The 23,754-nt window shown below is 42.2% G+C and carries 25 protein-coding genes and 1 pseudogene; 15 read left to right on the forward strand and 11 right to left on the reverse strand.

Annotated features, from left to right (window positions below; genetic code table 11):
• Positions 1 to 19: 19 nt before the first annotated feature.
• The 3 genes and pseudogenes from CD33_RS07780 to CD33_RS07790 all read left to right on the forward strand — a co-directional run.
• Positions 20 to 1,129, forward strand: a complete 1,110-nt coding sequence (locus CD33_RS07780) for a cysteine protease StiP family protein (protein ID WP_036199787.1) — start codon at positions 20 to 22, stop codon at positions 1,127 to 1,129.
• Between the two features lie 10 nt (positions 1,130 to 1,139).
• Positions 1,140 to 1,943, forward strand: a complete 804-nt coding sequence (locus CD33_RS07785; RefSeq protein WP_036199788.1) for an HAD family hydrolase — start codon at positions 1,140 to 1,142, stop codon at positions 1,941 to 1,943.
• A 258-nt stretch (positions 1,944 to 2,201) separates the two neighbouring features.
• A pseudogene (locus CD33_RS07790) lies at positions 2,202 to 2,834 on the forward strand (TerD family protein); the annotation flags it as partial.
• A gap of 44 nt (positions 2,835 to 2,878) precedes the next feature.
• Here CD33_RS07790 and CD33_RS07795 read toward each other — a convergent pair.
• The 4 genes from CD33_RS07795 to CD33_RS07810 all read right to left on the reverse strand — a co-directional run bounded on the left by CD33_RS07795 (position 2,879) and on the right by CD33_RS07810 (position 6,960).
• Positions 2,879 to 3,502 carry a CAP domain-containing protein gene (locus tag CD33_RS07795; protein WP_036199794.1) on the reverse strand — a complete coding sequence of 208 codons (624 nt, stop codon included), beginning with the start codon at positions 3,500 to 3,502 and terminating at the stop codon, positions 2,879 to 2,881.
• A 293-nt stretch (positions 3,503 to 3,795) separates the two neighbouring features.
• Positions 3,796 to 4,713: a copper amine oxidase N-terminal domain-containing protein gene (locus CD33_RS19810; protein WP_084591285.1), complete on the reverse strand. Its 918-nt coding sequence runs from the start codon at positions 4,711 to 4,713 to the stop codon at positions 3,796 to 3,798.
• A 159-nt stretch (positions 4,714 to 4,872) separates the two neighbouring features.
• The gene (locus tag CD33_RS07805; RefSeq protein ID WP_036199795.1) at positions 4,873 to 5,541 is read right to left on the reverse strand and encodes a vWA domain-containing protein; all 669 of its coding nucleotides are present in this window, start codon (positions 5,539 to 5,541) and stop codon (positions 4,873 to 4,875) included.
• A 27-nt stretch (positions 5,542 to 5,568) separates the two neighbouring features.
• Positions 5,569 to 6,960, reverse strand: a complete 1,392-nt coding sequence (locus tag CD33_RS07810) for a VWA domain-containing protein (RefSeq protein ID WP_036199797.1) — start codon at positions 6,958 to 6,960, stop codon at positions 5,569 to 5,571.
• 242 nt (positions 6,961 to 7,202) lie between these two features.
• Between CD33_RS07810 and CD33_RS19425 the strand changes: the two genes are divergently transcribed.
• The 5 genes from CD33_RS19425 to CD33_RS07830 all read left to right on the forward strand — a co-directional run bounded on the left by CD33_RS19425 (position 7,203) and on the right by CD33_RS07830 (position 11,408).
• On the forward strand, positions 7,203 to 8,507 hold the full coding sequence (locus CD33_RS19425) for an S-layer homology domain-containing protein (protein ID WP_052130099.1): 1,305 nt from the start codon (positions 7,203 to 7,205) through the stop codon (positions 8,505 to 8,507).
• 389 nt (positions 8,508 to 8,896) lie between these two features.
• Complete coding sequence (locus CD33_RS07820; RefSeq protein WP_140422966.1) at positions 8,897 to 9,247, forward strand: hypothetical protein; 351 nt, start codon at positions 8,897 to 8,899, stop codon at positions 9,245 to 9,247.
• Positions 9,248 to 9,556: 309 nt separating this feature from the next.
• The gene (locus CD33_RS07825) at positions 9,557 to 9,979 is read left to right on the forward strand and encodes a response regulator (protein ID WP_084591286.1); all 423 of its coding nucleotides are present in this window, start codon (positions 9,557 to 9,559) and stop codon (positions 9,977 to 9,979) included.
• Between the two features lie 57 nt (positions 9,980 to 10,036).
• Positions 10,037 to 10,183: a hypothetical protein gene (locus tag CD33_RS20485; RefSeq protein WP_176400103.1), complete on the forward strand. Its 147-nt coding sequence runs from the start codon at positions 10,037 to 10,039 to the stop codon at positions 10,181 to 10,183.
• Between the two features lie 364 nt (positions 10,184 to 10,547).
• Positions 10,548 to 11,408, forward strand: coding sequence for an aminoglycoside phosphotransferase family protein (locus CD33_RS07830; protein ID WP_036199800.1), 861 nt, complete (start codon positions 10,548 to 10,550; stop codon positions 11,406 to 11,408).
• Positions 11,409 to 11,454: 46 nt separating this feature from the next.
• Here CD33_RS07830 and CD33_RS07835 read toward each other — a convergent pair whose 3' ends face one another.
• Positions 11,455 to 11,928, reverse strand: a complete 474-nt coding sequence (locus CD33_RS07835; protein WP_036199802.1) for a DUF4188 domain-containing protein — start codon at positions 11,926 to 11,928, stop codon at positions 11,455 to 11,457.
• Between the two features lie 5 nt (positions 11,929 to 11,933).
• The gene (locus CD33_RS07840) at positions 11,934 to 12,482 is read right to left on the reverse strand and encodes a PadR family transcriptional regulator (protein ID WP_036199803.1); all 549 of its coding nucleotides are present in this window, start codon (positions 12,480 to 12,482) and stop codon (positions 11,934 to 11,936) included.
• 249 nt (positions 12,483 to 12,731) lie between these two features.
• Between CD33_RS07840 and CD33_RS07845 the strand changes: the two genes are divergently transcribed.
• Positions 12,732 to 13,457, forward strand: coding sequence for a 3-ketoacyl-ACP reductase (locus tag CD33_RS07845; protein WP_036199805.1), 726 nt, complete (start codon positions 12,732 to 12,734; stop codon positions 13,455 to 13,457).
• A gap of 250 nt (positions 13,458 to 13,707) precedes the next feature.
• Here the strand turns inward: CD33_RS07845 and CD33_RS07850 are convergent, their stop codons facing one another.
• The gene (locus CD33_RS07850) at positions 13,708 to 14,295 is read right to left on the reverse strand and encodes a hypothetical protein (protein WP_036199807.1); all 588 of its coding nucleotides are present in this window, start codon (positions 14,293 to 14,295) and stop codon (positions 13,708 to 13,710) included.
• A gap of 472 nt (positions 14,296 to 14,767) precedes the next feature.
• Between CD33_RS07850 and CD33_RS07855 the strand changes: the two genes are divergently transcribed.
• From CD33_RS07855 to CD33_RS07865, 3 genes are read left to right on the forward strand one after another with little or no spacing between them, the layout of a single operon-like run.
• The gene (locus CD33_RS07855) at positions 14,768 to 15,343 is read left to right on the forward strand and encodes a bifunctional transcriptional activator/DNA repair enzyme AdaA (RefSeq protein ID WP_036199810.1); all 576 of its coding nucleotides are present in this window, start codon (positions 14,768 to 14,770) and stop codon (positions 15,341 to 15,343) included.
• Positions 15,340 to 16,248, forward strand: coding sequence for a DNA-3-methyladenine glycosylase family protein (locus CD33_RS07860; RefSeq protein ID WP_036199811.1), 909 nt, complete (start codon positions 15,340 to 15,342; stop codon positions 16,246 to 16,248). Before CD33_RS07855 ends, CD33_RS07860 begins: the two co-directional genes overlap by 4 nt.
• Positions 16,241 to 16,726: a methylated-DNA--[protein]-cysteine S-methyltransferase gene (locus tag CD33_RS07865; RefSeq protein ID WP_036199813.1), complete on the forward strand. Its 486-nt coding sequence runs from the start codon at positions 16,241 to 16,243 to the stop codon at positions 16,724 to 16,726. The genes CD33_RS07860 and CD33_RS07865 overlap by 8 nt, the downstream gene beginning before the upstream one ends.
• A gap of 151 nt (positions 16,727 to 16,877) precedes the next feature.
• On the opposite strand, the gene CD33_RS07870 is transcribed toward CD33_RS07865, so the two are convergent.
• The 3 genes from CD33_RS07870 to CD33_RS07880 form a co-directional block, all read right to left on the reverse strand.
• Positions 16,878 to 17,744, reverse strand: coding sequence for a hypothetical protein (locus CD33_RS07870; protein WP_036199816.1), 867 nt, complete (start codon positions 17,742 to 17,744; stop codon positions 16,878 to 16,880).
• A 29-nt stretch (positions 17,745 to 17,773) separates the two neighbouring features.
• Entirely contained in the window at positions 17,774 to 19,024 is a 1,251-nt protein-coding gene (locus CD33_RS07875; RefSeq protein WP_036199818.1) for a hypothetical protein, read from the reverse strand.
• 227 nt (positions 19,025 to 19,251) lie between these two features.
• Positions 19,252 to 20,109: a dimethylarginine dimethylaminohydrolase family protein gene (locus CD33_RS07880; protein WP_036199820.1), complete on the reverse strand. Its 858-nt coding sequence runs from the start codon at positions 20,107 to 20,109 to the stop codon at positions 19,252 to 19,254.
• Between the two features lie 219 nt (positions 20,110 to 20,328).
• Between CD33_RS07880 and CD33_RS07885 the strand changes: the two genes are divergently transcribed.
• A complete protein-coding gene (locus CD33_RS07885) occupies positions 20,329 to 21,261 on the forward strand; it encodes a ketopantoate reductase family protein (RefSeq protein ID WP_036199822.1) in 933 nt (310 codons plus the stop codon).
• Positions 21,262 to 21,338: 77 nt separating this feature from the next.
• Here CD33_RS07885 and CD33_RS07890 read toward each other — a convergent pair whose 3' ends face one another.
• Entirely contained in the window at positions 21,339 to 21,830 is a 492-nt protein-coding gene (locus CD33_RS07890) for a hypothetical protein (protein ID WP_036199939.1), read from the reverse strand.
• A gap of 255 nt (positions 21,831 to 22,085) precedes the next feature.
• Here CD33_RS07890 and CD33_RS07895 point away from each other — a divergent pair, with 255 nt between their 5' ends.
• Both CD33_RS07895 and CD33_RS07900 read left to right on the forward strand, forming a co-directional pair.
• Positions 22,086 to 22,361 (forward strand): hypothetical protein, encoded by a 276-nt coding sequence (locus CD33_RS07895; RefSeq protein WP_036199823.1) that lies wholly within the window; start codon positions 22,086 to 22,088, stop codon positions 22,359 to 22,361.
• 201 nt (positions 22,362 to 22,562) lie between these two features.
• Positions 22,563 to 23,570, forward strand: coding sequence for a GGDEF domain-containing protein (locus CD33_RS07900; RefSeq protein ID WP_052130101.1), 1,008 nt, complete (start codon positions 22,563 to 22,565; stop codon positions 23,568 to 23,570).
• The last annotated feature ends 184 nt before the right edge of the window (positions 23,571 to 23,754 follow it).

Genomic DNA, 23,754 nt, shown 5'->3' on the forward strand with positions numbered 1-23,754 from the left:
GAGCGTGGAGGGTGAATTTATGAATAAACCGATTTTGAAGCCGGATAAAATGGGAAGCTATCGCCCGGAAGATGTCATTTTTTTATTGCGGGATATAAGCCATTACCAGATTGAGATTGATTCAGAAGAGAAGGAAAAACGAATTCAATCGGGTACACACTATTCGGAAATGCTGCCTGTCGAATACCAACCGACAGAAGAATATTTATCGCTATTTTATAACACGTTGGAGCAGTATTCAAAACGAGTGGCCATCGCCGCAGGGGTCGTGGCCGAACAAATCAAGGAGCGGAATGGCCTTGAGAATCTCGTGCTTGTTAGTTTGGCCAGGGCCGGCACACCCATTGGAATCCTTATTAAAAGATATTTGGCCTTCAAGTATGAAGTGGATATTCCGCATTATTCCATTTCCATCATTCGCGGCCGAGGATTTGATGCAACGGCCATTGACTATATCTTTGACCAGCATGCACAAGCAAAAATCCAATTCATCGATGGCTGGACAGGAAAAGGGGCCATTACTTCCGAGTTGGATCAATCATGTATGGCGTATAAAGAGAGTCGCGGCAAAGAACTGGATTCTTCTTTAAGCGTTCTGGCGGACCCAGGCCATTGTGCGAGTATTTACGGGACGCGTGATGATTTTCTAATTCCATCGGCTTGCCTCAACTCAACCGTATCAGGCTTAGTAAGCCGTACTGTGCTGAACTATGACATCCTGGCGGAAAATGATTTCCATGGCGCAAAGTATTATAAGGAACTGGAAGGCGCAGATGTATCTAATCTCTACGTGGATACGATCACAAAAGAATTCGGGCATGTGCACAATGAAATCATTGAAGAGCTGGAAAGGTTGAGGAAAGAGGATCCAACCCCTTCATGGGAAGGAATGAAATCGGTTGAGCTGATACAGGAGCGATTCGGGATCCACAACACGAATTTCATCAAGCCCGGAGTGGGGGAGACGACGAGGGTCTTATTGCGTCGTGTTCCGTGGAAAATACTCGTGAATCCAGAAAAATCGAGTGATTTAACCCATATCCTAATGCTTGCCCAAGAGCGCAATGTGCCGATTGAAGAATATGAAGACATGTCCTACTCTTGTTGTGGAATAATTAAGGAATTATAGGGGGATTACTTTGATACTGTTCACATCCGATTTAGATCGTACTTTAATTTATTCAAATACGATGATGCAGACATATCCGATAGCTGGTGACATCATTCCAGTGGAACATAAAGAAGAGCGCATCATGTCTTATATGTCCCAGGATTCCATCGAGTTATTAAAGCAGTTTAGTAAAGAACATCTTTTCGTTCCGGTTACGACAAGGGCCGTGCATGAGTATGAAAGGATACATGCCATCGCGCAGGATATCAAGCCGAAATATGCGGTTACAACCAATGGCGGTAATGTTTTGATCGATGGAAGGCCCGATTTAGAATGGAACAAAATTGTGCAAAATCGTTTGGCAGAGCAATCTCAGCCAAAGGAAGACATGATCAGGGCCTTTGCAAAAATCCGTCATGAATCCTGGGTGGTAGGGGAATTTTATATAGATGATTTATTCTTTATGTTCCGCGTCAACCGGGAGCTTGTCCCTCGGGGGGAACTGGCGGAATTTCAGGCCGAGCTTTTGCCGATGGGCTGGAGCATTTTCCTTCATGGGAGAAAATTGTATGTGTTGCCGACTTGCTTGAATAAAGCATTGGCTGTTCGATACGTGCAAAATTTTGTGGAGTATGATCTTCATGTGGCAGCGGGTGATTCCATGATGGACTACGACATGATTGTGGAAGCCGACCATGGCTATAGCCCCATGCATGGCGAGCTCTATGAAAAACAGCCGGATGACGAAAAGGTCATCTTTTTGAATGGGATGGGCGCAACTTCGACGGAAGAACTTCTGCGCAATATTTTGGAGTTGAATGTGGTGAAGTAGCGCCTCTTTGTTTATGGCTTGATGATTGGGATAGTCTAAAGGAGGAGCCGGGTAACCCCTTGAATCCTGCACGAAATAACTTACCCGGAAACTGCACAAGTTAAAACGATTGTGGTCACCTCTTCCACAAAGCAGCTCACAAAAGTATGTCATAAATCAAGGCCCACACCGTTAACCGTTAAGCAAGACATGAAGAAGCTTGATCCGAGTAAGATACTGAATGAAAGTACCTAGAAGAACGGGAGGCTACATGATATGGTGAACTTAGACAAAATCGAGTTAAAGAAAAAAGGCCAATCCATTAACCTGGCAAAAAATAATCAAGTGATTGGTGAAATTTTGGTCAATTTGAATTGGAACCAGCAAAACAGCGAAAAAAAATCGGGCGGCTTTCTTTCTTCATTATTAGGTAAAACAAATACCAATAATAAAGTCGATCTTGATTTGGGTTGCTTATATGAATTGAAAAATGGGCAAAAGGGCTCCGTGCAAGCATTGGGCAATGCCTTTGGCTCCTATGAAAGCCATCCGTATGTTCAATTGGATGCAGATGATCGGACCGGTTCAGCTACTGGCGGGGAAAATCTGCGCATCAATGGGAATAAGATTTCCGAGATTAAACGCGTTTTGGTTTATGCCTTTATTTATGAAGGGGTGGCCAACTGGTCGCAAGCGGACGGCGTTGTCACATTGAAATACCCGGCGGGACCGGATATCGAAGTGAAGCTGGATGAACATAAAAATGGGCAAATTATGTGTGCCATCGCCATGATCGAAAATGTCAACGACGAGACTTTCAGGGTGGAACGTCTTGTCGAGTACTTCAATGGCCACAAAAATATGGACCGGACCTATGATTGGGGCATGAATTGGGTGGCAGGAAAAAAATAATATTAGCATAAAAAGTAGCCGCCTTGTGGGACGGCTACTTTTTATTAAGACTGGATAAACATCTGCACCCATGCGCCGTTATAATAACCGACACCAATCGCATTGTATTGGCCGTTTAATATGTTGGCTCTATGCCCGGAAGAGTTCATCCAGGAATTCATAACCTCTTGTGGAGACTTTTGTCCTTTTGCGATGTTTTCACCTGCAGCTCTGTAAGAAATGCCGAAAGTTTTCAACATATCAAAAGGACTTCCATAGTTCGGGCTCGTATGGCTGAAATAGTTGCTGTTGATCATATCCATCGCTTTCTTTTCCGCAACGTTTTTCACATCGGCACGATGGACAACGGCACCGAGACCATTTTTCTGTCTTTCGATATTCACCAAGCGAACGACTTCTTCTTCGAAGCTTGCGACCGATTTACCCGTTTCTTTTAATCGGATACTTGACCCGACTTGCATATTCAACGGATCGACGGTTGGGTTCAGCCTCATCAATTCCTTATAATCCAGCCCATATCTTTTGGCGATGAACCAGAAAGAATCCCCTTTGGAAACCTTGTAATACTCGAAAGGCGGCTCCTTGTACATGGTGATACCATGGGCGGGATCACTGAATGAAAACAGGAAAAGACCACAGAATAGAAGTAAGCTCGCTAATTTTTTCATTCTTCACACCTCCTTTGATAGTTCTTATTTTGATTTTGAATCGGATTTTTATACGGCCAATAATTGTTAGATGTTAGGTGAAAAGCCATAAAATAATGAAAAGGATATATTCTCAATAGGAACAAAATAGAGCATTGTAACGTGTAGTGGGGAAACAAAGCAACCATCACACTGCGTTAATCGCCACTTTTTGACAATTATGCAAATAAAAAATGAGAGCAGGAACGCTCTCATTTTAGGTGGTAAATTTATACTATTTTATAAGTTGATTCCGATATTTCGGAACGGCCCATTCATTTTAACACTTTGAAACTGTCGATCATTTCATCCATCAATTCTTTATTCTTCTGGTAGAAGGTCTTCGTCACATCGGCTGCAAAAACATATTGAACGCCATTATAAGTAACATCAAATGCATAAAATACGCGCCCGTTTTTTTCATCTGTTGTTAAATAAGCTGGTGTCCCATCTTTCAGTTTAATGGCTTGTGAGTTGGAACGATCAATTTTGTTCCCTGATTTCGATCCGTAGACAATGATTGAATTGTTTTTATCCTCGTATAAAACCATACCATCTTCATTTGTCGGCCCGGCTCCGACTGGCCAACCAAGAGGGAACTTCACTTTGAATCCAAATCGTTCATTTTCGTATTGACTCCAGTTAACACCATAATCTTTTTTGACATTGCCATACTCTAACTGTCCTCCACCAATGACGAAGCTCTCGATGTATCTCTTTAAATCCTCTTTCGTGTAATATTTCTCCCAATCGTCAGCAATTCCAGGGTTAGGGAAGGCGACAACAAGAAGCACTTTATCGGTTGATTCGATGATTGCAGTTCCATATTGCTTATTCCAGCTAACAGTTGCTCCCAACGACTCGCTGATAAATCTTAATGGGACAAACATTTTTCCTTTGATCACTTGTGCAGGGACATCAATACTCAAAGTTTTCCCGTTGACTTTTGTACTTTTCGAACCAATTTTTAACGATACAGTTGTTGTTCCCTTTGTGGCTGTAACAGTTTTTGAATTTTGGTCAAATTTGACTGTCGCCCCTAATTCTTCAAATATGGAACGTAGTGGAACCAAAGTCCGATTGTTTACTACCTTTCCATCATCCATCACAACCGCAGTTTTTGCACTCGATACTTCTGCAGTAAAGCCGCCCAGCAACAATATTGCAAAGATAGAAAACACTAATTTTTTCATTCAAATTCTCTCCTTATCCAAAATTCGAAACACCTTACAATTCTTAAAATACTCACGATTTAATTTCCATCATTCTCCAGAATGCGATTGAGCTAAAGCAAGTCACCATACAAGGAAACTCTTTTAAGATGAATCTTCCGAAGGTTCACACAGCTGCTCTTATTTCAAAATTCTCTTTTCCTTTGCTTCGTGAAGCCAGGAGGGAAATTCGTCCAGTAAGTTTTCGTATAGCTGTTCATCGGTAATCTTCTCGATATCCGCAAAGTGGAAGAAATTCGCGTTATCAATGAGGCGACCTTCCATTGTATCCAATTTGCGCAGTACATCGAAATTGGAATCGCCAATTCCTACAAACTGCCAAAAAATTGGTTTTATTGAAGATTCCACAATGAACTTTTTAATTCCAGGTTTACAACCGCCGTCATTGATAAAGATTAAGAAAACGGGTTCGCCGGATGCTTCCTCAATCGTGTATTTTTTTATGACATCCGCCATAACGAGCGGTTCATCGTTGCGGCCGAATTTATGAATGGCTTCATTATTGAGGATGTTCTTTTCTACATAGCCGAAAAGGTTATGTTCAGTAACTTCGGGCAGCCGTGCGAATTCATTGTCATATACCCAAATATCCAAAGAACCATCATCATCGAACTGGGAAGCGACAGCGGCGATCCGCTCGACCGCCTCCTGCACCTCGCCGATTTTGTACAAACGGCGCATCGAACCGGAAATATCGAGAACAAGGCCGACTTTTGCCCGGACACCGGTTAGTTTTTTCTTTTCAAGAACGACTTTCACTTTATCTTTTCTTAAAGAAATCGTGGACATTTGGTTCCTCCATATTTGCTGAAATTTTTATTGTTGAATTAATGCCTTTTGTGAAGCGTTTTTGACCCAGCCTGGATATTCGATCATCAATAAATCATAAAGTTCCGTGTCCGATAGCTCCAGCGGATCTTCCACACTAAAGAAGTTGGCATTATCGAGATAGCGGCCGCTTAAATGATCTAATTGTTCCAAGAAGGCAAAATCGGATTGGAAAATGCTGTTGAAGAAGCCACTCTTCTTTTTGGCGCTCTTATTGGATTTGCCAATCGCCATGAATTGCCAGAAAACCGGCTCGTAGGATGAATGCTGGATATGGGCCTTTGCATCATCTTTGTCGAAAGGGGCGCCATCTGTAACAAACATGACGTAAACCGGGTGATCCTGGGAATAGGGCTTGTCGCGTTTGCCACTATGGCCGAAATAATGTTTGCGGATAACTTTCATCGCCTTTCCGTAGTACGTATTGCTCTCCAACGGGTATCGATGGATCAAGCGGTCAACGGAACCATTAAAGTTATCAATGGTGATTTCTCCAGCGTCATGGGCATTTTTACCGAATAAAAACACATCGATGGAACCATCATCGTCAAAGCGCGTGCCCAAAGCTAAAATGCGCTCAACGAATTCCTGGATTTTGCCGGAACGGTACATTTTCGACATGGATCCGGAAATATCCAAACAAAGGGCAACCTTGGCGGTGTGATTTTGCAGCCCTACTTTTTCCAATGAAATTTTGGCTTTCTTGGAAAGGTCGAGCAGCTTTGGTGCCGTTTGTTCCATCTTCTTCTCGAGCAGTACTTTTTTATCCAGCACTGGAGCAGCAGGTGGAATCGGGGCCGACGTGGTCTGCGGCACAGTTGAGGTTTCTGGTGCCGTGGCATTATTTTGGGATTGCGTTTCCGCAGCGGTACCACCGAAGCTCGCCAATAAAGCATCCAGGCCTCCGTCGAATCCACTTCCGACTGATGAAACTTTCCAAAGAGACTTATAATTGTATATTTCCGTTATGATCACGGCTTTTTCATTTTTGAAATCATTGCCGTTGAAGGAATAGTCCAATAATGTTTGATTGCTCGCTTTTACTTTAAGGAAACCGCTTTGGATCGTCCCCATTGTTCCATTGCCATCGATTGTTGCTGTAAAAACGAGGTACTGGATGGAAGAAGGGATGCTCGCTAAATCAATGGAAAATGTGCCGCTGCCATTTCCGAGGTTCTGAAGCTGGATTTCACTGGATGGGGAATTTAGTTGATTGTAAAAAATCATATATCGGTCGTCTGTCAGCTGTTTTTTGTCATCCAGTCCAAAACACGTTATATCAATCTCGAAATTTGATGAGACATTCACCTCTACTTCGAGCTGTGTTGCGGACGTATAGTCTGAGATATTTACTTTTTCGCCTCGAATTAATGTTTTCATAGACCCTCCGTATACTTGGAATAGAATTACATATCCATTATATCCCATAGGGAAGGGCCATAGGTTTTATATAGGCTATTTTGGGGAAAATAAGTTTAAAGTAGGAGTACCATGTGACTTTGGATTTCGGGTCATTTTTAAGTTGCTAGAATAAAAGTAGTGAAAGGAATATTTTGGATAGAAGAAACATAGATTTACATAATGGATAACAATACAATAGATAGGTTCTAGGGGAGGACTCTATGAAAAATTTTTTAGGAATGATGGTTGCAATATGTCTTTTTATTGGTCTCCAGTCACAAACTCTAGCAGTGGACTCTTCTGTAATTGGACTTTCAAACAAACTTGTCTCGGCCCCGACGGATATAAAACCGAACCACTATGCATATGAAGCGGCGGTATGGGCAATGGAGCAGGGAATCATCAACGGTAATGGCGATGGGAAATTCAATCCTGACGACAACGTCACGGAAGCGCAATTCGCTGCCATGTTACAACGCTTCTTTGATTTGGAGCCTGTCGACAATCGCTTTACGGAAACTGGGCACTGGGCAGATGAAGCGTACCATGCTTTGGCTGTATACGGTGCACCTCTTGGCGGGTACCTCGACCAATCTGTCCGTAATCAACCAGTCAAACGGGGGTTGGCGGCAGAGGCCTTGGTGTATTTAAGTCATGATGATTTGGATTTAACACAATCGATAGAATTTTTACTGAAAAATAAAATATCAACCGGTCAAAATCTGGAGCAAACGAATTTGCCGGGGTATTTTGGTTCAGACAATGAACTAACCCGTGCACAAGCTGTTACCTTTTTATACAAAATGAAGGAGCAGCAATTGGATGAAATCAATGAAGCGGCCTCGGGTGCTTCTCTTGAGGACAAAGGACGTTCATTCGAGGAAGTAGTCGAAATAGATGATGCAAAGGTCGATGAACAATTAAATGCCCTGACTGAAGAGGAAGCCAAAGAAATTGTCGGTGAATTAATGTCAGGAATTGTTGACACATTTTATAGATTAGGCGAAGAACATAATTGGTCTTTTGAGAACCATCCCGATTTTGCGATACTGAGACCGCAATTATTAAATTATGCCTCGAAAGACTTTACGGATGGATTTTTGAAACTGGTCAAAGATGAATTTTTCTGCTCCTGTGATATGCCACCTTACCCGAGTGAAAATCTGAATATTCAATTCACTTTGCATGAAGTTGCGAACGATCGTTTTGTAGCTTCCAGTGTGGAACTGGATAATATGATTTCAAGTGGAAGCACGGTCTACTATACGGTTGTGAAGGAAGACGGCAAGTGGGTGATGGATCAATATAGATGGGTTTCGATAGAAGAAGAACCGGTTGAGCTGGCATGGGAAGAAATAAAAGATTATATGGATCAGCAAGGCTCACACGTCGAGCTTTTGAAGACGACGATGTACAATGGCCAAAAAATCTATATTTACAAGTTTGCCGACCAGCAATTGATAATGGGGGTATTCGCCGACAACTCAGGCCATATGTGGGATGTCCCGGTTGATTTATATTCATGAGGAAAAAGTGGTTAATAATTCCAGAGTGTAGACAAAGTCGATAATCCACTTTGTCTACACTCATTATTAGAGAAATACAAAAAAAATAAATATCCCCAGACTGACTTGAAAACGCTTTTCCAGACAAGGCGGGAAGTCGAGCGAAGACCCGAATAGAACATAACGTTCATGAGGGGACGAGTGAGACAATCAACGCTGTATGCGAGCGTTTGTCAACAGTCTGAATTTGAGATAACCCATCTGAAGTCTGGATGGGTTGTTTTTTATGCTCAAGGGAATAAATAATGGTTTTTAATTTTGAGCGAAATGTTTGGAGAGTCTAAGCCATAAAAAAGTACCCTCATATACTAGAGTAAAAAGAATAATCCTAATAGGGGGTGAGTAGAGAAATGTCGTATTTTCCGCCTGAACCGAGAAGAAGAGGATTCTCGCAAGATGCTAGGAGGGGACCGGTGCCGCCTGCATATAGGCAAAGTTTTGTGCCGCCCAACGAAATGAGAAGACCGGAAAACCCATACCTTTATAACCAGCAACCACCGCAACAAGCACAAGGGTTCCCGCAACAAGGCTATCAACAACCGCCACAAGGCTACCCGCAACAGGTGCAAGGGTTCCCGCAACAACAAGGTCCCAGAAGAAGAATGCCGGACATGAATCGAATGATGGATCACGCAGGCAAAATATCCGAAGGGATCAATATCGTCAGACAAATCGGGGCGCTGTTTAATTTCTATAGATAGGGCTTATCTTTTTCTACAATTCATTCGGCCACGTATTGATGGGCGTGGGAACCAGCTGATACAACGTCAAGATGGTGCTGCTGGAAGAACGCTATTTTTAATGAATATGGCAAGCTGATTCCTTGTGTGGAGTCAGCTTTTTCTCATTATGAAATTAATTGTATGAGAAGAGATTCTTAGAACGTATGGTGAAATTAGGACTTGGAAATAAGAAGTGTGGGTGATTACCGATCAAAACATTTACCTTCATAATTATGTTATGAAGGATAAATGAAATAGTATCCTAATAGAGATGAAGGGGTGAAAACCATGAGAATTCTGGTAGTGGATGATTCATTCTTTATGAGAAATTATCTGATGAAAATGTTGAGTGAGGCCAGGTATACTGATTTTCTGGAAGCGGAAAATGGACTGAAAGCGATTGAATTGTATGAGCAATACCGGCCAAACCTGATTATTATGGATCTCAATATGCCCGTGTTGGATGGTCTTGGTGCTTTGAAGGAAATTATGAACATCAATCCACTGGCCAGTGTTCTTATATGCACCTCCATGGGCGGGCAAAAATGGATTGTGGATGAGTTAATGGAGTTTGGTGCCCAGCAAGTGATTGAAAAACCATATTTCACGGATTTAGTTTCCGCTGTCAATCGATTAGCCGATGAGCAGGCAAAAGTGCTAAGTCCGGTAAGCCCACCATTGAATTTTGAAGCTGGAAACTCGTTTTATTAGGGTTTTATTTTAGGGGGAATAGGGGAAACCTTTGTAAAAAAGGGAGGTTTTCCTGTAATGAAAAAATTATTGTTGATGATGTTCTTGACGTTTTCGATGTTCTCGTTGATTGCTTGCGGTGACGAAGCACCCGATGAAAATGAAGAAATTGAAGATGTGGAAGAGGAAGATGAAATCGGTGATGGCGAAATCGATGATGAATAGGCTGTAGATAGGAAGGACCTCTAATACTATTTGTGTTAGAGGTTTCAGACTGTTGAAAAACGCTTTCATCCTGCGTTGGTTGTCTCGTTCGTCCCCTCATGAACGTTTTGTTCTATTCGGGTCTTCACTCGACTGCCCGCCTTGTCTGCCAAGCGTTTTCAAGACAGTCTGGGTAATTTGTCATTGAAGGAAATAGACTAAAAACGTGTAGACAAAGTCGTAAATCGGCTTTGTCTACACTCTGGAACCTCTAATACTATTTGTGTTAGAGGTTTTATTATTGATTCGCCCTTAAAAAAGGGGTTTATCGAATACATAGGGAATCCTTGGAGTGGATAACTTGGCAAAAGAATAGGAGTAAACCATGAATAGTCAATTTGTAAAGAAGGTAAAGAGGGCTTTTGGCGATGCAGGGGAACAGTGGCTGAAGCAATTGCCCGAGAAGGTTGAACAATTATGCACTGAGTGGGGATTGACAATTGAGGGGGAGTCTTCCAATCTGTCATACAACTATGTGGCATATGTGAAGGATGCAATGGATCGGTCGCTCGTGTTGAAGGTGGGCATACCGGGGTATGATTTCTCGAATGAAATAAAGGCGGCGAAGGCATTCCAAGGAGAGGGCTTTGTAAAGTTGTATAAAGAGGAGACAGAGCTTGGGGCGATGTTGCTCGAGCGACTGGAGCCGGGCAGGATGTTAAAAGAGGTGGAGAAGGAAAATCAAGCTTACATCTATTTGGAGGTGTGGAATAAGTTAAACAGACAGCCGTCGCAAGGTTTGCCTCCCATACATAATTGGTTTCAGGTGCTAGGAAATCCGCTTCCGAATGATTTGATCACGGATGATAGGGTTGAAATCGCACTTCGGTATAAAGAGGAAATCGAAAAGTCTTCGGAAGGGAATGTGCATCTACACGGGGATTTGCATCATGATAATATCCTGTATGACCGAAAACGGGGTTGGCTTGCCATTGATCCGAAGGGGGTTCAGGGGGATTGTTATTTTGATTATATTTCGTTCTTATTCAATGAATTGCATGGAAATATGGTCTTGTTGGAAACCCGAGTGAAGCAGATTGTACAAGCGCAAGCATTGGATGAATTGCGCCTAAGAAAAGTGGCGGTGGCACTGCTGACGGTCCAGGTTCTGTGGGCAGTGGAGGATGGTGCGGAGGATGCAAAGGAAATGAATGAAATTTTGAAGTATTTGACCGGCACGGTATAGGAGACTAGGCCCGCAAGTTTTCATGGATTCTTCGCGGACCTAATTTTTATTGTTTCAGACGTTGACGGGCGGAATTCAAGCCAGGAGCAACCGGTGTATGATCTAAAGCCTTTCCCAATCCATACTGAGGCATATTGACATAAATGGATTCATACTGTCCTTTGCTTATTTGGTACGTTTCGTGATAAAACCCAACTGCATCCGTGTTGCTTGCGATTTGGTTGAATTTTTTCCATGCGGCAAGATGTCTTTCGTTTTTCGCATAGGAAAGCAGGTCATCCGTTGACCGCCAATATTGAATCATCGTAGTCGTTCGGAGGCCAAAATAACTTTCCAGCGACAGGAAACCCAGTTCCTCTTTGTTTGTATAAAGCTCTTTAATCATGCCCGGCATCGCATTAAAAACAGGCAACCACTTGTGCACGGCCAGTCGCTTATTGATCCTCATCCCGATGATGAAAACGACAATGTCTTCGGAATTATCAATTGTATAACGCCCACTAAAAACTTGGTTGGTCATAATTTTCACCCCATCGTTAGTTTTTCAAGAGTAAACGCACACCAGTCAATTGCAGCTTGGGTAGTTCTTTTTCCATAATCCAAGGTGATCAGCCAATAGATTGAATCTTCATCTTGATTGGCGTGAGCCATAATCCCCTGTTCGATCGTTACGTAAGTTTGGTAACGCTGCTCAAGCTCTTGCCGATAATTTTGCAGGAGTAAAACTTTGTTTTCTTGTGATTGATAGCGGCCAAAAAACAACTTCAGCAAAATCTCGTTTCGTTCGTGCGGCAACTGTGCCACGGGCGCCTCCAACCACTCCCGCAGGGTTTGGCTTCCTTTTTCGGTAAGACGGTACTCATTCTTTTCAGGCTTCCCGGGGCTGGAAGAAGCACGAACCTCCGCTAATTCCTCTTGGACAATTAATTTAAGAGTGGGATAGATTTGTCCATAGCTGATTTTCCAAAAATGATTCAAACTCCGGTCAATAAACTGTTTAATGGCATAGCCGGAATTACAATCAGTCGTTAATATACCTAAAATCGCATAGGTAGTATCGTTATAACGTTTCATTACTTCACGCCTATCTAAAAGATACATATCATTTAGATACATAGTAACGTACACAAAGAGAAGTTGCAAGACTTTTTAGAATATTTTGCGTGCCAGGCACTCAAACAAATATGAATATTCAGAATTGTGTTGGAGTTGTTTGAGTGCCTGGCACACACACAATTTGCAAGCTAATTCCATGCCCGCATTATCGCGAAATAGTATAATAGGGGCGAAAGTATAATCTGAAGTTGGAAGGGAGCCGATATAATGGCACAATCATTACAAGGGAAAGTAGCAATCATCACAGGTGGAGCAAGAGGGATTGGTAAAGCGACAGCAATCGCTTTAGCAAAAGAAGGCGTTAACCTTGGTTTAATTGCACGATCTGAAGCGGGTTTAAAAGAATTGGCTACAGAAATTGAAGCTTTAGGTGTAAAAGTTACGTATGCAATGGCGGATGTTGCATCTCAAGAGCAAGTGGAAGTAGCGGTTACATTGTTGACTAAAGAATTAGGGAAAGCCGACATTTTAATTAATAATGCAGGTATTGCGACATTCGGTTCTGTGTTAGATATGGAACCGGAAGATTGGAAAGCGATAATTGATGTAAACTTAATGGGCACATACTATGTGACACGTGCCGTTTTACCACACATGCTGGAAAAAGAAACTGGTGATATCATCAACATTTCATCAACGAGTGGCTTAAGCGGGGCTGCAACTTCAAGTGCTTATAGTGCATCGAAATTTGGCGTCATCGGCTTTACTGAATCATTGGCCCAAGAAGTTCGACGCAACAATATCCGTGTAACGGCACTCACTCCAAGTACGGTAGCGACTGATTTAGCCGTGGAAACGAACTTAATCAAAGAAAACGATGAATCCAAACTAATGCAGCCAGAAGACATTGCAGAAATCATCGTCAACCAACTAAAACTAAACCCGCGTATCTACGTAAAAACAGCAAGCGTCATCGCGACAAATCCGTTTTAAGGTATGTTTCGGGTGCCAGGCACACACACAATTCAGGAACAATTCTGAATTCTGCATGTGTCCTATAGATATTTTGCAAAGCCAACACTCCATTCGATATGGGGAGTTGGCTTTTTGACGATACGAATAAAAATGATTGGGCTCCATAATGAGCAAATCCATAGGTTATTTCACCAAATAAATAACTCAAGCTTAGGCTTCATGTTTCACTAGTTGCCTAAGCTTGAGTTTCAAGTATTCATATGAACATCTATTTGCCACTTTCCTTCTCCCGTTCTTTCTTTAATTCTTCAATCTTCTTCATATATTCCTTGTGCTGTTGCTCCATGTCTGAAGTCTTCGGCAGGAAGGACTCTGTATTAAAATCTACCCGTTTTCCGTAGCGAATCATTTCATAAATAATCATGCCGTTGTTTGGTTTCCCATTAATCGTGAACATGGGGACTATATCAAACAAAATGTAGTAAAAGGCATAAAAGACAAAGCGGTCCCAAAACGTCTTGTATTCCTCAGCCCAGCCGTTCGCGAGCAGAAAATTAATGAGAAGGGCAAGGGATAAGTTGATAAGGATCGGACTCGAATAGATGAAAATGTATGCGGACTTACTATCGTTTTTTAACTCGTCATATGAGAACCAGCTATAGATATGGTAATATTTGCGAATATCAATTATCCCTATTTTAATGATCCGGGGTCCGGAGCCGATCGTCAACCTTGGATTGACGACCCCAAATAGCCAGCTGACGATTAAATAACTCACTTCTCGAAGGAAAATTACAATAGGCAATATGATAAAAGCAGAAACAACAAGAGAAACGAGATTAGACAGCCCAAACATCCATTGTACACATCCCTATGAATTACTCGAATTCACCTAATAGATACCCGGACCAGCCTCTCTCAAACAAAATTGTTCTTGAATTGTGTGTGTGCCAGGCACCCACACAATTCAAAAACAATTCAGAATTCAGTGCGTGCCAGGCACTCACACAATTCCCGCGCAATTCAGGAGTCCGGGTAGGCTATGGAGAACAGGGACCATAAGAGCAAGAATGAGGATGTAAGGAGGTAAACTTTTCTAGTAAAATAGGTTTTAACGGAAACGCATGACTTATTATTTTGCAGCCTAGTGTATGTCTTTACCCCGACTTGCGAATTGTAATAAGCTAAAAGAATGAAGCGGAAGTGGAATTATATTGGTACACACTACCGGACAAGTTACTAGTTTTTTAAAAATAGTAGCCGGGCAATTGCAGAGAACAATGAGTACATCAAATTTATACGGATATCAACCGGGGAGGACGGAGTGCATGGAGGCTAGTATCAAGCTTACTTTTGAAGAAATGTGGGAAAAAATCATTGACTGTGATAGTAAGTATGATGGACTGTTTTTTACGGCAGTGAAAACGACCAAAATTTATTGCCGTCCATCCTGTCGATCTAGAAAGCCAAAGAAAATCAATGTGGATTTCTATTATGATATTCAGGAAGTCGAAAGTGCGGGCTTTCGGGCATGCAAAAGATGCCAACCAGCAGCAGATCTCTCCCCAAATACGGAACTTGTCAGAAAGGTGACTGCCTTCCTAGTTAATCAATATAAACAAAAGCTGGAATTACGGGATATTTCAAATCATGTAGGAATCAGCACTTTTTATCTAGAGCGGCTATTTAAAAAAGAAACTTCAGAAACCCCTCGTACCTATCTAGAAAAAATACGAGTGGACAAAGCTGCTTATCTACTAAAAAATACGGGTCAAACAAATCTTGAGATTTGCTATGAGGTAGGCTTTCAAAGTCCATCGAGTTTTTATAAAGTATTTCGCCGTCTCAAAAACTGTTCTCCAAGTGAATATCGAAGTCAAATCAGAAAAGAGATGGTGCAATGAATTGGAACGATTACCATTCGTATATTGAGATAACGCCACCGCAAGATTTTACTTTACAAGAGTGTCTTGTATTTTTAGGAAGGTCTGAACATGAGAATTTACACCAAATTAGGGACGGCTATTTATATAAGCTAATAAAAATCAAGGATGAATTGGTTTTATTGAAAATAGGGGAGGCCGCAAACTTGATTCGGGTCGAGTTCCCAGCAAGTGCACCGACTTTGGAAGCACGAAGGAAAGCGGCAACCTATCTATGGGAATGGTTTGATTTGAGTCAAGAGTTAGAACCTTTTTATGAAATGGCATCTAGTAATATGATCTTGCACAAAATTGTGGATGAATATCGCGGTTTACGACTGATTGGCATTCCCGATTTATTCGAAGCTTTAACTTGGGCTATTCTGGGGCAACAAATCAACCTAGCTTTTGCCTATACGTTAAAGAAGCGTTTTGTTGAAGAGTATGGGGAAAGTTTAACTTTTGAAGGTAGTACCTACTGGTTATTCCCGGAATATAAAGCAATTGCAAATTGCTCGATTGGGGATTTAAAAATGCTCCAATTCTCAACAAGAAAAGCAGAATACATTATTGGGATCGCACAATTAATGACGAGTGGAAAGATTAGAAAAGAGGATTTGCTCCATCTTAAAGACTATCAGCAAATAAAGCAGTCATTAACAGCAATCAGGGGTGTAGGTGCTTGGACGGCGGATTATGTAATGATGAAATGCCTACATTTCACGTCCGCGTTTCCGATTGCAGATGTCGGTCTTCATAACGCTTTAAAGATACAATTGGGACTTGAACGAAAACCTACCCTTGAGGAAATTGAAGTTCTTGCAAAAAATTGGGAAGGTTGGCAGGCATATGCCACCTTCTATCTATGGAGGTCTTTATATGGGTAGTAGCTTCCATCAAATACACTACGAATCACCAATTGACCTGATGGAAATCATTGGAACGGAGGAAGCGATTTGTTCCATTATGTTCTCTGAAAAGATGAATCAAGAGCATCCCACTGGGCTCAATACCCCTTTGGTTTTAAACCTTTGCGTACAGGAGCTGGATGAATACTTTAAGGGGACGCGCCATGAATTTACATTCCCTTATACCTTTGAGGGAACAAGCTTTCAAAAAACAGTATGGACAGCACTGAAAGGTATACCATACGCGTATACAGCCTCTTATAAGGATCTCGCCGTTTCCATAGGGAATGAAAAAGCGATTAGAGCAGTTGGAAGTGCAAATGGGAAAAATAGGTTGAGCATCGTCATTCCGTGCCATCGAATCATCGGCACAAATGGGAAATTAACTGGTTATGCCGGTGGGTTATGGAGAAAAGAATGGCTGCTCCAGCATGAGAAGATTCTTAAAAAAGAGTAGGGTAAGGGGCAATTGGCAATCATCCTAATCAATTGGATGATTGCCAATCAAAAATCCGATTTCTCCAAAAGTGGCCAACTTCAGGAGAAATCGGATTAGCCTTTTACTTAGAGTCCTAGTAAAAACTGAAATTTATAAGAAAAACTTCATCCTATTCTTGCTCTTCAGAAGTAACTTCTAAATCAGAATTAAGCGTAAGGGATGAATTTTTGTCAACGTTGCTCATTATTCCAAGTTCAAATTTAGTGCCCTGTTGGGAAGAAGAAACAAATCTCTGTTCAAGTGCGCCGGAATTAGCATCCAGATTCAATAAAGAGGAAACGCCAACTTCGTCGTTAGTCGCCTCAAGATTCAGTGCAGAGCCCAGTTGGGAAGAAGAAACCCCTGCCTGATCCAGCACCACGTCTGAAGCTGCGTCTAACTTCGTATCTAGATTCAATGAGGTGGAATCGACAACCTCGCTATTCGTGGCAGCGAGACTAAGCCCACTGTCTAGTCGGGAAGAAGACATTTCCTCCTCCAGCTCCACAGAAGCGGCATCCAGCTTCAATGAGGAAGACTCTATGTCCACATTATTTGTTATATCCAAATCAACTCCAGTGTTAACTGCAGCAGCTGAGGCTTCCTTGTGAACTTGGATCGTATTAGCGCCGGATACATCTGTTGATGAGCCATCATCAGTTTTTTCTGCAGATAATCCATTAGTAATGTTTAAATTGCCAGATGAGCTTTCTGCCCCGGTTGTTTCCTCTACTGTGCTGCTAATACTTGTTTTTCCATTGATCGACACATCCAGATTTGCTGGGGATAGATTAATATTCCCAACATCAGAGTAAGTTGTCTTTAAGAGTTTATCGTTGATGGAATCCCCGATATTTTCAAGTGATATTACTTCGTTTATTCCTATCTTTGCCGAAGATTCGTTTTCTAACGCAAAGCTATGTGATGCACCTGCAAATAGTCCGATAGCCGTAAATCCTGTAACCGCCAATGTTTGAATATAGAGTTTTTTCTTCATGATTTTCTCTCCTTCTTCTTTTCAAATTTTTAGATGGTATCTTTTAAATTTTGTAAGAAGAAGGATGATTGCGGTGGTTTGGTAGGTGGAGCATTCAGCCAATCGTCATAATACAATTTGGTCTCTTTCGTCATCCTGCTGTTCAGCTTTGCTTCCGACAGATTCATGGTTAACAGTATTCCTGTAGCGGTAAAGCTTGTACTGCCGATATGGGAGGTGCAGGAAGTACCTTGTCCATTATAAAATGTCAGTGGTGAAGCAGGCTGATGCCCCGGTGATACATAATTGTTCTTATCCAAAATCATGAAAGATTGTGTGCCAGGTTTTTTTGGATTGTCTGTGGAATCATGTGAATATTGCTCTTGTCCCAGCTTTCCAAAAATGGAAGTCGGTTGTTCCCTATGTCCCGTAACCATTGTTATGCTACTTGGTGTGAAATCAGGTTCAATGGTGCGATGACCATCCTTTTGTTGGAATGGAAAAATTGGGAGAACGTTATCCCAATCCTCATGCAGTATAGGGATTGTAGGATTCTTTGATTGTTCTATTTTTTCCTTTTGATCAAGAGAGACATCCGCGTTACTCGATGGCGTTTCAACTTTGACGGACGGCACTTCTGTCGCGAACTCAGTTTTTACTGGAGGAGTCTCAGCAGAAATCCCGGTCTTAAGCAGGGGAAGCTCTACTTTGTTGTCTTCTGGAATGACAGAAACCTCAGCGTCCTCCAACGTTGTGTTCAACTTAACAGAGGGGTTCTTCGTGGACACCTCAACCACAGCCACAGGGGTCTCCACCTTGATGTCCTGCGTATCGGCAGTTATCTCGGAGTTCCCTAAAACTGTACTCACATTAACAGAGGGAGTCTCGGAAGAAACACTGGCCTCAGCCACAGGGATCTTCACCTGGATTGACTGTGTATCGACAGACATCTTGGCATTTCCCAAGGTTGCACTCGTTTTAACAGAGGGAGCCTTAGTTACTGGATCTGTTTCCGTTTCTAAAACATCGCCCTTGAGCGAATCAGTAGATGCAGAGATTTCTACCTTTACCAAAGGAAGCCCGCTACCAATAGACTCCGAATTAGGTTCGTTTGATGGCTCATCTTCACTCGATGCAGAATCTGCGTTTGATGAATCAGAAAGAATACTTTGATTCACTGTTTGTTGAGCAGTATCGGTTAATGTTTTTGTGATATTTGTTAATCCCGCTTCCGCATGGGCATGGGAAGGCAGTGAAATAGCAACCACAAAAAGAAGAGAAGCGAACCAGCGATTGGACACTCGATTATTCACCTCCTTACTTGTTGGATTCAATTTCCCATTCCTTCGGTTCCCGTTTAGAAGCAGATTAAACAAAAAAATCAGAATATTAACATAACATTCTGATTGTTATTTACTGCAAATCCATTTTTTATTGAAAGGAGCTTAGGTAGTAGTGACTGTTTTATAGAATATATTTTATGAAATCTGTAGCAATTTCGCAATTCGCGTGGCATGATCTCTATTTTTTAAGAACCTTCTCTCAATAAAGGCATGGTGCAGCAGCGGAAGGAGCCGCCGGATTTGATGATTTCCGTTATATCGACTTCGATCACTTCAAAGCCTCGCTTACGAAGTTCGTTGTTTACATGCTCGTTCACCGGCAGGCTGATGACGCGCTTGTTGCCGATGCTGAGGACATTGGTGCCCAGCTGGAATTGCTCTTCCTCCGAAACTTCGATTAACTCATAGCGTGATGCAAAGACGTCAATATTTTCTTTTGTCAAAGCGGGTGGGTAAATCAGCGCCAAATCCGGTGAAACGACATTAAAGACACAGTCCAAGTGCAGATACTGCTCCTTGAAAGGAATCGTAACGACGGTAAACTTATTCAGAAGCCGTTTTAAATGGGAAGTCGCTTTTTCATCTGTCCGGCTGCTCAGCCCCACATAGATGGTATCCTGGTCAACGATGACATCGCCGCCTTCAATATATTCCTTGACCAAGTTAAAATAAGAAATCTCCTCATCTTCCAGCCATCGCTTCAAAACGTTCTCCTCGCCAGCGCGGGCGTCCGTCGCCATATTCGCCACAAAAATCGTTTCGCCTAATGTAAAACCGATATCCCGCGTGAAAACTTGCTCTGGATATTTCTTATGATAGGGAAGCAAAATAACTTCAATATCGTATTTTTTAAGGGTGGCCACAAATTCCGCATGCTGCTCGAGGGCGCGTTCAATATGAATGCCCTCATCCTTGAAATGCGCCTGCGTGTCGTTAATGACATCGCGGATCGTCATATATTGTGGCTGGCAAAGGACGACCCGTTTCAAAGTATCGTACTCACTTTTGCAAAAAACTTTCGTTGTGTTGTTATGTTCGCTCATTATTCCTCATCCCATCTTTTTCTTTGCCGTTAGTTTTTCCGAAACGTGGAAGATTATATCCGCCACATTCAAGAATTTTTCCGAAGATTTGTAGAAATAGCCCCCATCCAAAAATCACCATGCATTTCAGAAATGTCAGAAAATTAAAACCCCACTCTATGCAATTATGATATATTTAATATCATAAAAATCCATTATATGGGGATGGGGGATGGTTTTATGAAAATTTTGGTGTTCGGTGCAGGGGCATTGGGCGTCTATTTTGGGGGCAGATTGCTTGAGGCTGGACAAGATGTTTCCTTTTTTGTGCGCGAGAAACGCGCGGAACAGCTGAAAAAAGAAGGATTGAAAATCAGCAGCCCGGAAGGCGACTTTGAATGTACAAATGCGTCATTCTATACATCGCCCGAACAAGTCCGGCAAACAGACTTGCTCATCTTGGCTGTGAAAGGGTACCACCTTGACGCAGTCATCCCGCAAATCCAAACAATTACAAGACAGACGGGGGCTTTTGTGTTGCCTTTGTTAAACGGGATGGAGCACCTGGAAAGATTGCAAGAGGCATTGGGGAAAGAAAAAGTATTGGGGGGACTGGCCACAATCGTTGCCACTTTAAACAAAGAAGGCCATGTAGAGCACACAAATGCGGCCAGCACTTTAAAATACGGCGCCCTTCATAGCGAGCAGTCCCAGATTTGTGCGCAATTGGAGGAAATTCACGGTCAACTGAAATCCACTTTCATCAATGAACAACATATCCTCAAACAGATGTGGATCAAGTACGCGTTCATCACGGCCTTTTCCGGTGTCACTTCGGCGATGCAGCTGCCATCAGGTTTCATCGCAAGCAATCCCGCAACTCTCAACATCGCCAAAAAGGTCGTTCAGGAAATGACTCTGCTTGCCGGGAAGGAAGGCATTCCGTTAACGGACGATGAAATGGAAGGAATCGTCAAAATGCTTCTCGGATTCAAAAAAGAGGCAACCTCTTCCATGCATCAAGACTTAAGGAAAGGGTTGCCGATCGAAATCGAGCACTTGCAGGGAGGGGCGCTGCGCTATGCGCAAAAACATCAAGTCCAGATTCCGGTTATCGAAACGATTTACGGCATTCTCAAGCCTTATGAAAATGGGGAACCTAATTACTCATAAATTAAAAACCGACTTCCTTCACCCGTAAGGAACCGGCTTTTTTACATCCAACAGACGAATCATGAAACTCTATACAACTAGCACCAAACAATGACTTCCGAAGGTGTGGTTTGGGCAGGGATGCTTCTTGTCGAAGCACCATAGATGACGATGAGGTTATGGTTGGCCGGATTGTGCGAAAAAGGCTGCCAATTCCTCAACAAAACTGGCGTGTTTGGAGCGAGATTCAACCTTAACTCGCCATCCCGGCTGACCAATTGGCCGTTAAAATAATCCACCTTCACGTTCTCGTAGGAGTTTTCCTTCACGACGATCAACGCTGGATACTGAGGTGGGTAAATCATAATAGCCGGCGCATCCCCATCATAATAACCTGTCACGATATCGCCGGGATTCACAATCTCGGCGTAAACAAAGTATGTCGTGGGCGAGACGACAAAGTTCACGATGCCGCCTTGCATATCTTCGACGGTCATCAATTTATAACAACCTGCGTCCTCCCCGTTTTGGCCAATCATAAAATCCCTTATTTCCGTAACCGTGCCGCGAAAAGATTGAAAATTTACCATACCCATCCCTTTCCTCTGTGTCCCATCTGAAGGGGAATCAAAACCGACTAATCCCCCCAGTGGACACCGCCTATTTAATCACCATAATTTATGTGGTGCTCCCCGGTTGGGTGAATCAATTTTCGTAAATCAAAAAATAGGAAATTAATCACTGAACTTCCACCCGGTGTTGAGCGTTCTATTAAATGGGTTTAACTTTTGAATTCACGAGAATAAATAAACTACAGGGGGAACAGCAAAAGGAGGGATTGTTCTATGTACATCGCAAAACTGATAGATAATAAAAGTGAAAGATTGCTAGGTAAAGTGGAAAAGCCGTTTTTTGTCCCGATTCAACTAATTGAACTAAAACTAAATGTAGATAACTTCGACAGTGCCTTGAATTTAGCGAGAAAAAGATTACGGCCGATCATTAACAATCCAGCAAATATGAAGATTGAACAACCGACAAATGACACGATGCTCTTATCTTTTAGAAATAGCCAAGATGGGTTGAAAGTGACATATCAATTGGAAGAATACAAATCATAAAATAAAGACCTGTGTTGAAAACGTTCTCAACGCAGGTTTCTTCATGTCGCTTAAGCCAAAAGCAAGAGATCCAACTCGCAAAACACAATTGCATGCGCGAAAGGGTGTTTCATGAGGTATAATAATAAAAAGGAAAATTATGCCTACTAAAGTGGAGCTGCATAACGACAGCCCATTACTATAAGAACAGGAAGGTCAGCCATGATTGGGAATGAATCAATGCATCGTCGAAACAAAACTTTATTCATATTAATCAGCATTTTCTACCTCATACAAGTAATGATCAATATTTTCATTGAAGGATTCGTAAGTGTTTTTCCTCCAGCCTTTCTATTTATACTATTTGGTGCCATCTTGGTTTTTCTGATTTACAAAAAAGTAAATCCGGAGATAACGATGTATGGGTTGGTAACTTGCATGTATCTCTATTTTTATTTCCTGCTAAACGATTCTCCGTACTTAGTAAACTATCTATTCATGTGGCTTGCCCTTCCGCTAAGTGCCATTTACCAACATGCACGTGTGGTGATAATGGCCGGAATCGCATCAATCATCCTGACGTGTTATGCGTTCTTTTACTTGCACAATGAAATTTTTCCGAATGTGGCAAGTGCCGACTTTGTCTATCTCGTGTTGTTTGGCATATCTAAGACCGCCTTTTTGTTGATGTTTATTTACAAAATAAATGGTGTCAATGCCAAGCTCCAGGATTTAGCCTATCTCGATCCTTTGACCGGCGCGGCGAATCGATTGTTGCTCAAAGGAAAGTTTGATGAACTAAAAAACTCAAAAGTTCATTCAATCGCTCTGTTATTCCTCGATATGAACGGGTTCAAAATCATTAATGATACTTATGGCCATGAAGTGGGCGATCAGTTGTTGGAAGTCGTTGTCCGAAGGCTGGATGGGGCACTGAGGGAGTCCGATTTGCTTTGCCGGTTGGGCGGGGATGAATTTGTCATTTTGCTATCCAATATCGAAAAGGACATCCTGGAAAATCTATCGGAGCGAATTTTGTTGGCATTGGAACAGCCCATCATGCTAAATAATGAAATGATTCATATATCGGCAAGCATCGGCAGCTCCTACACAACCAAAACATCGCGAGCAGACCTGGAAACGCTGATCAAGGAAGCCGATACAGCGATGTATAAAGACAAGGGGAGGGAACTAATCGCCAGTCACCCACCCGAAGCAATAGAGGTTTAATCGATTGAAAAAGCCGGAGGGAAATCTTCCGGTTTTTTTGTGTTAAAAGACTTCAAAACTTCGTGCCTAAACCCCTTAAAAGTCCTCAACAACTTTTTCGCTACAAGATGTCTCTTTTTTGTCCTTGTATAGATATTTATATAAGTGAAGACAAGTTAATCACTTATTAAAAGGAGAGATGACA

Source organism: Ureibacillus sinduriensis BLB-1 = JCM 15800, assembly GCF_000772955.1.
Taxonomy (GTDB): Bacteria; Bacillota; Bacilli; order Bacillales_A; family Planococcaceae; genus Ureibacillus; species Ureibacillus sinduriensis.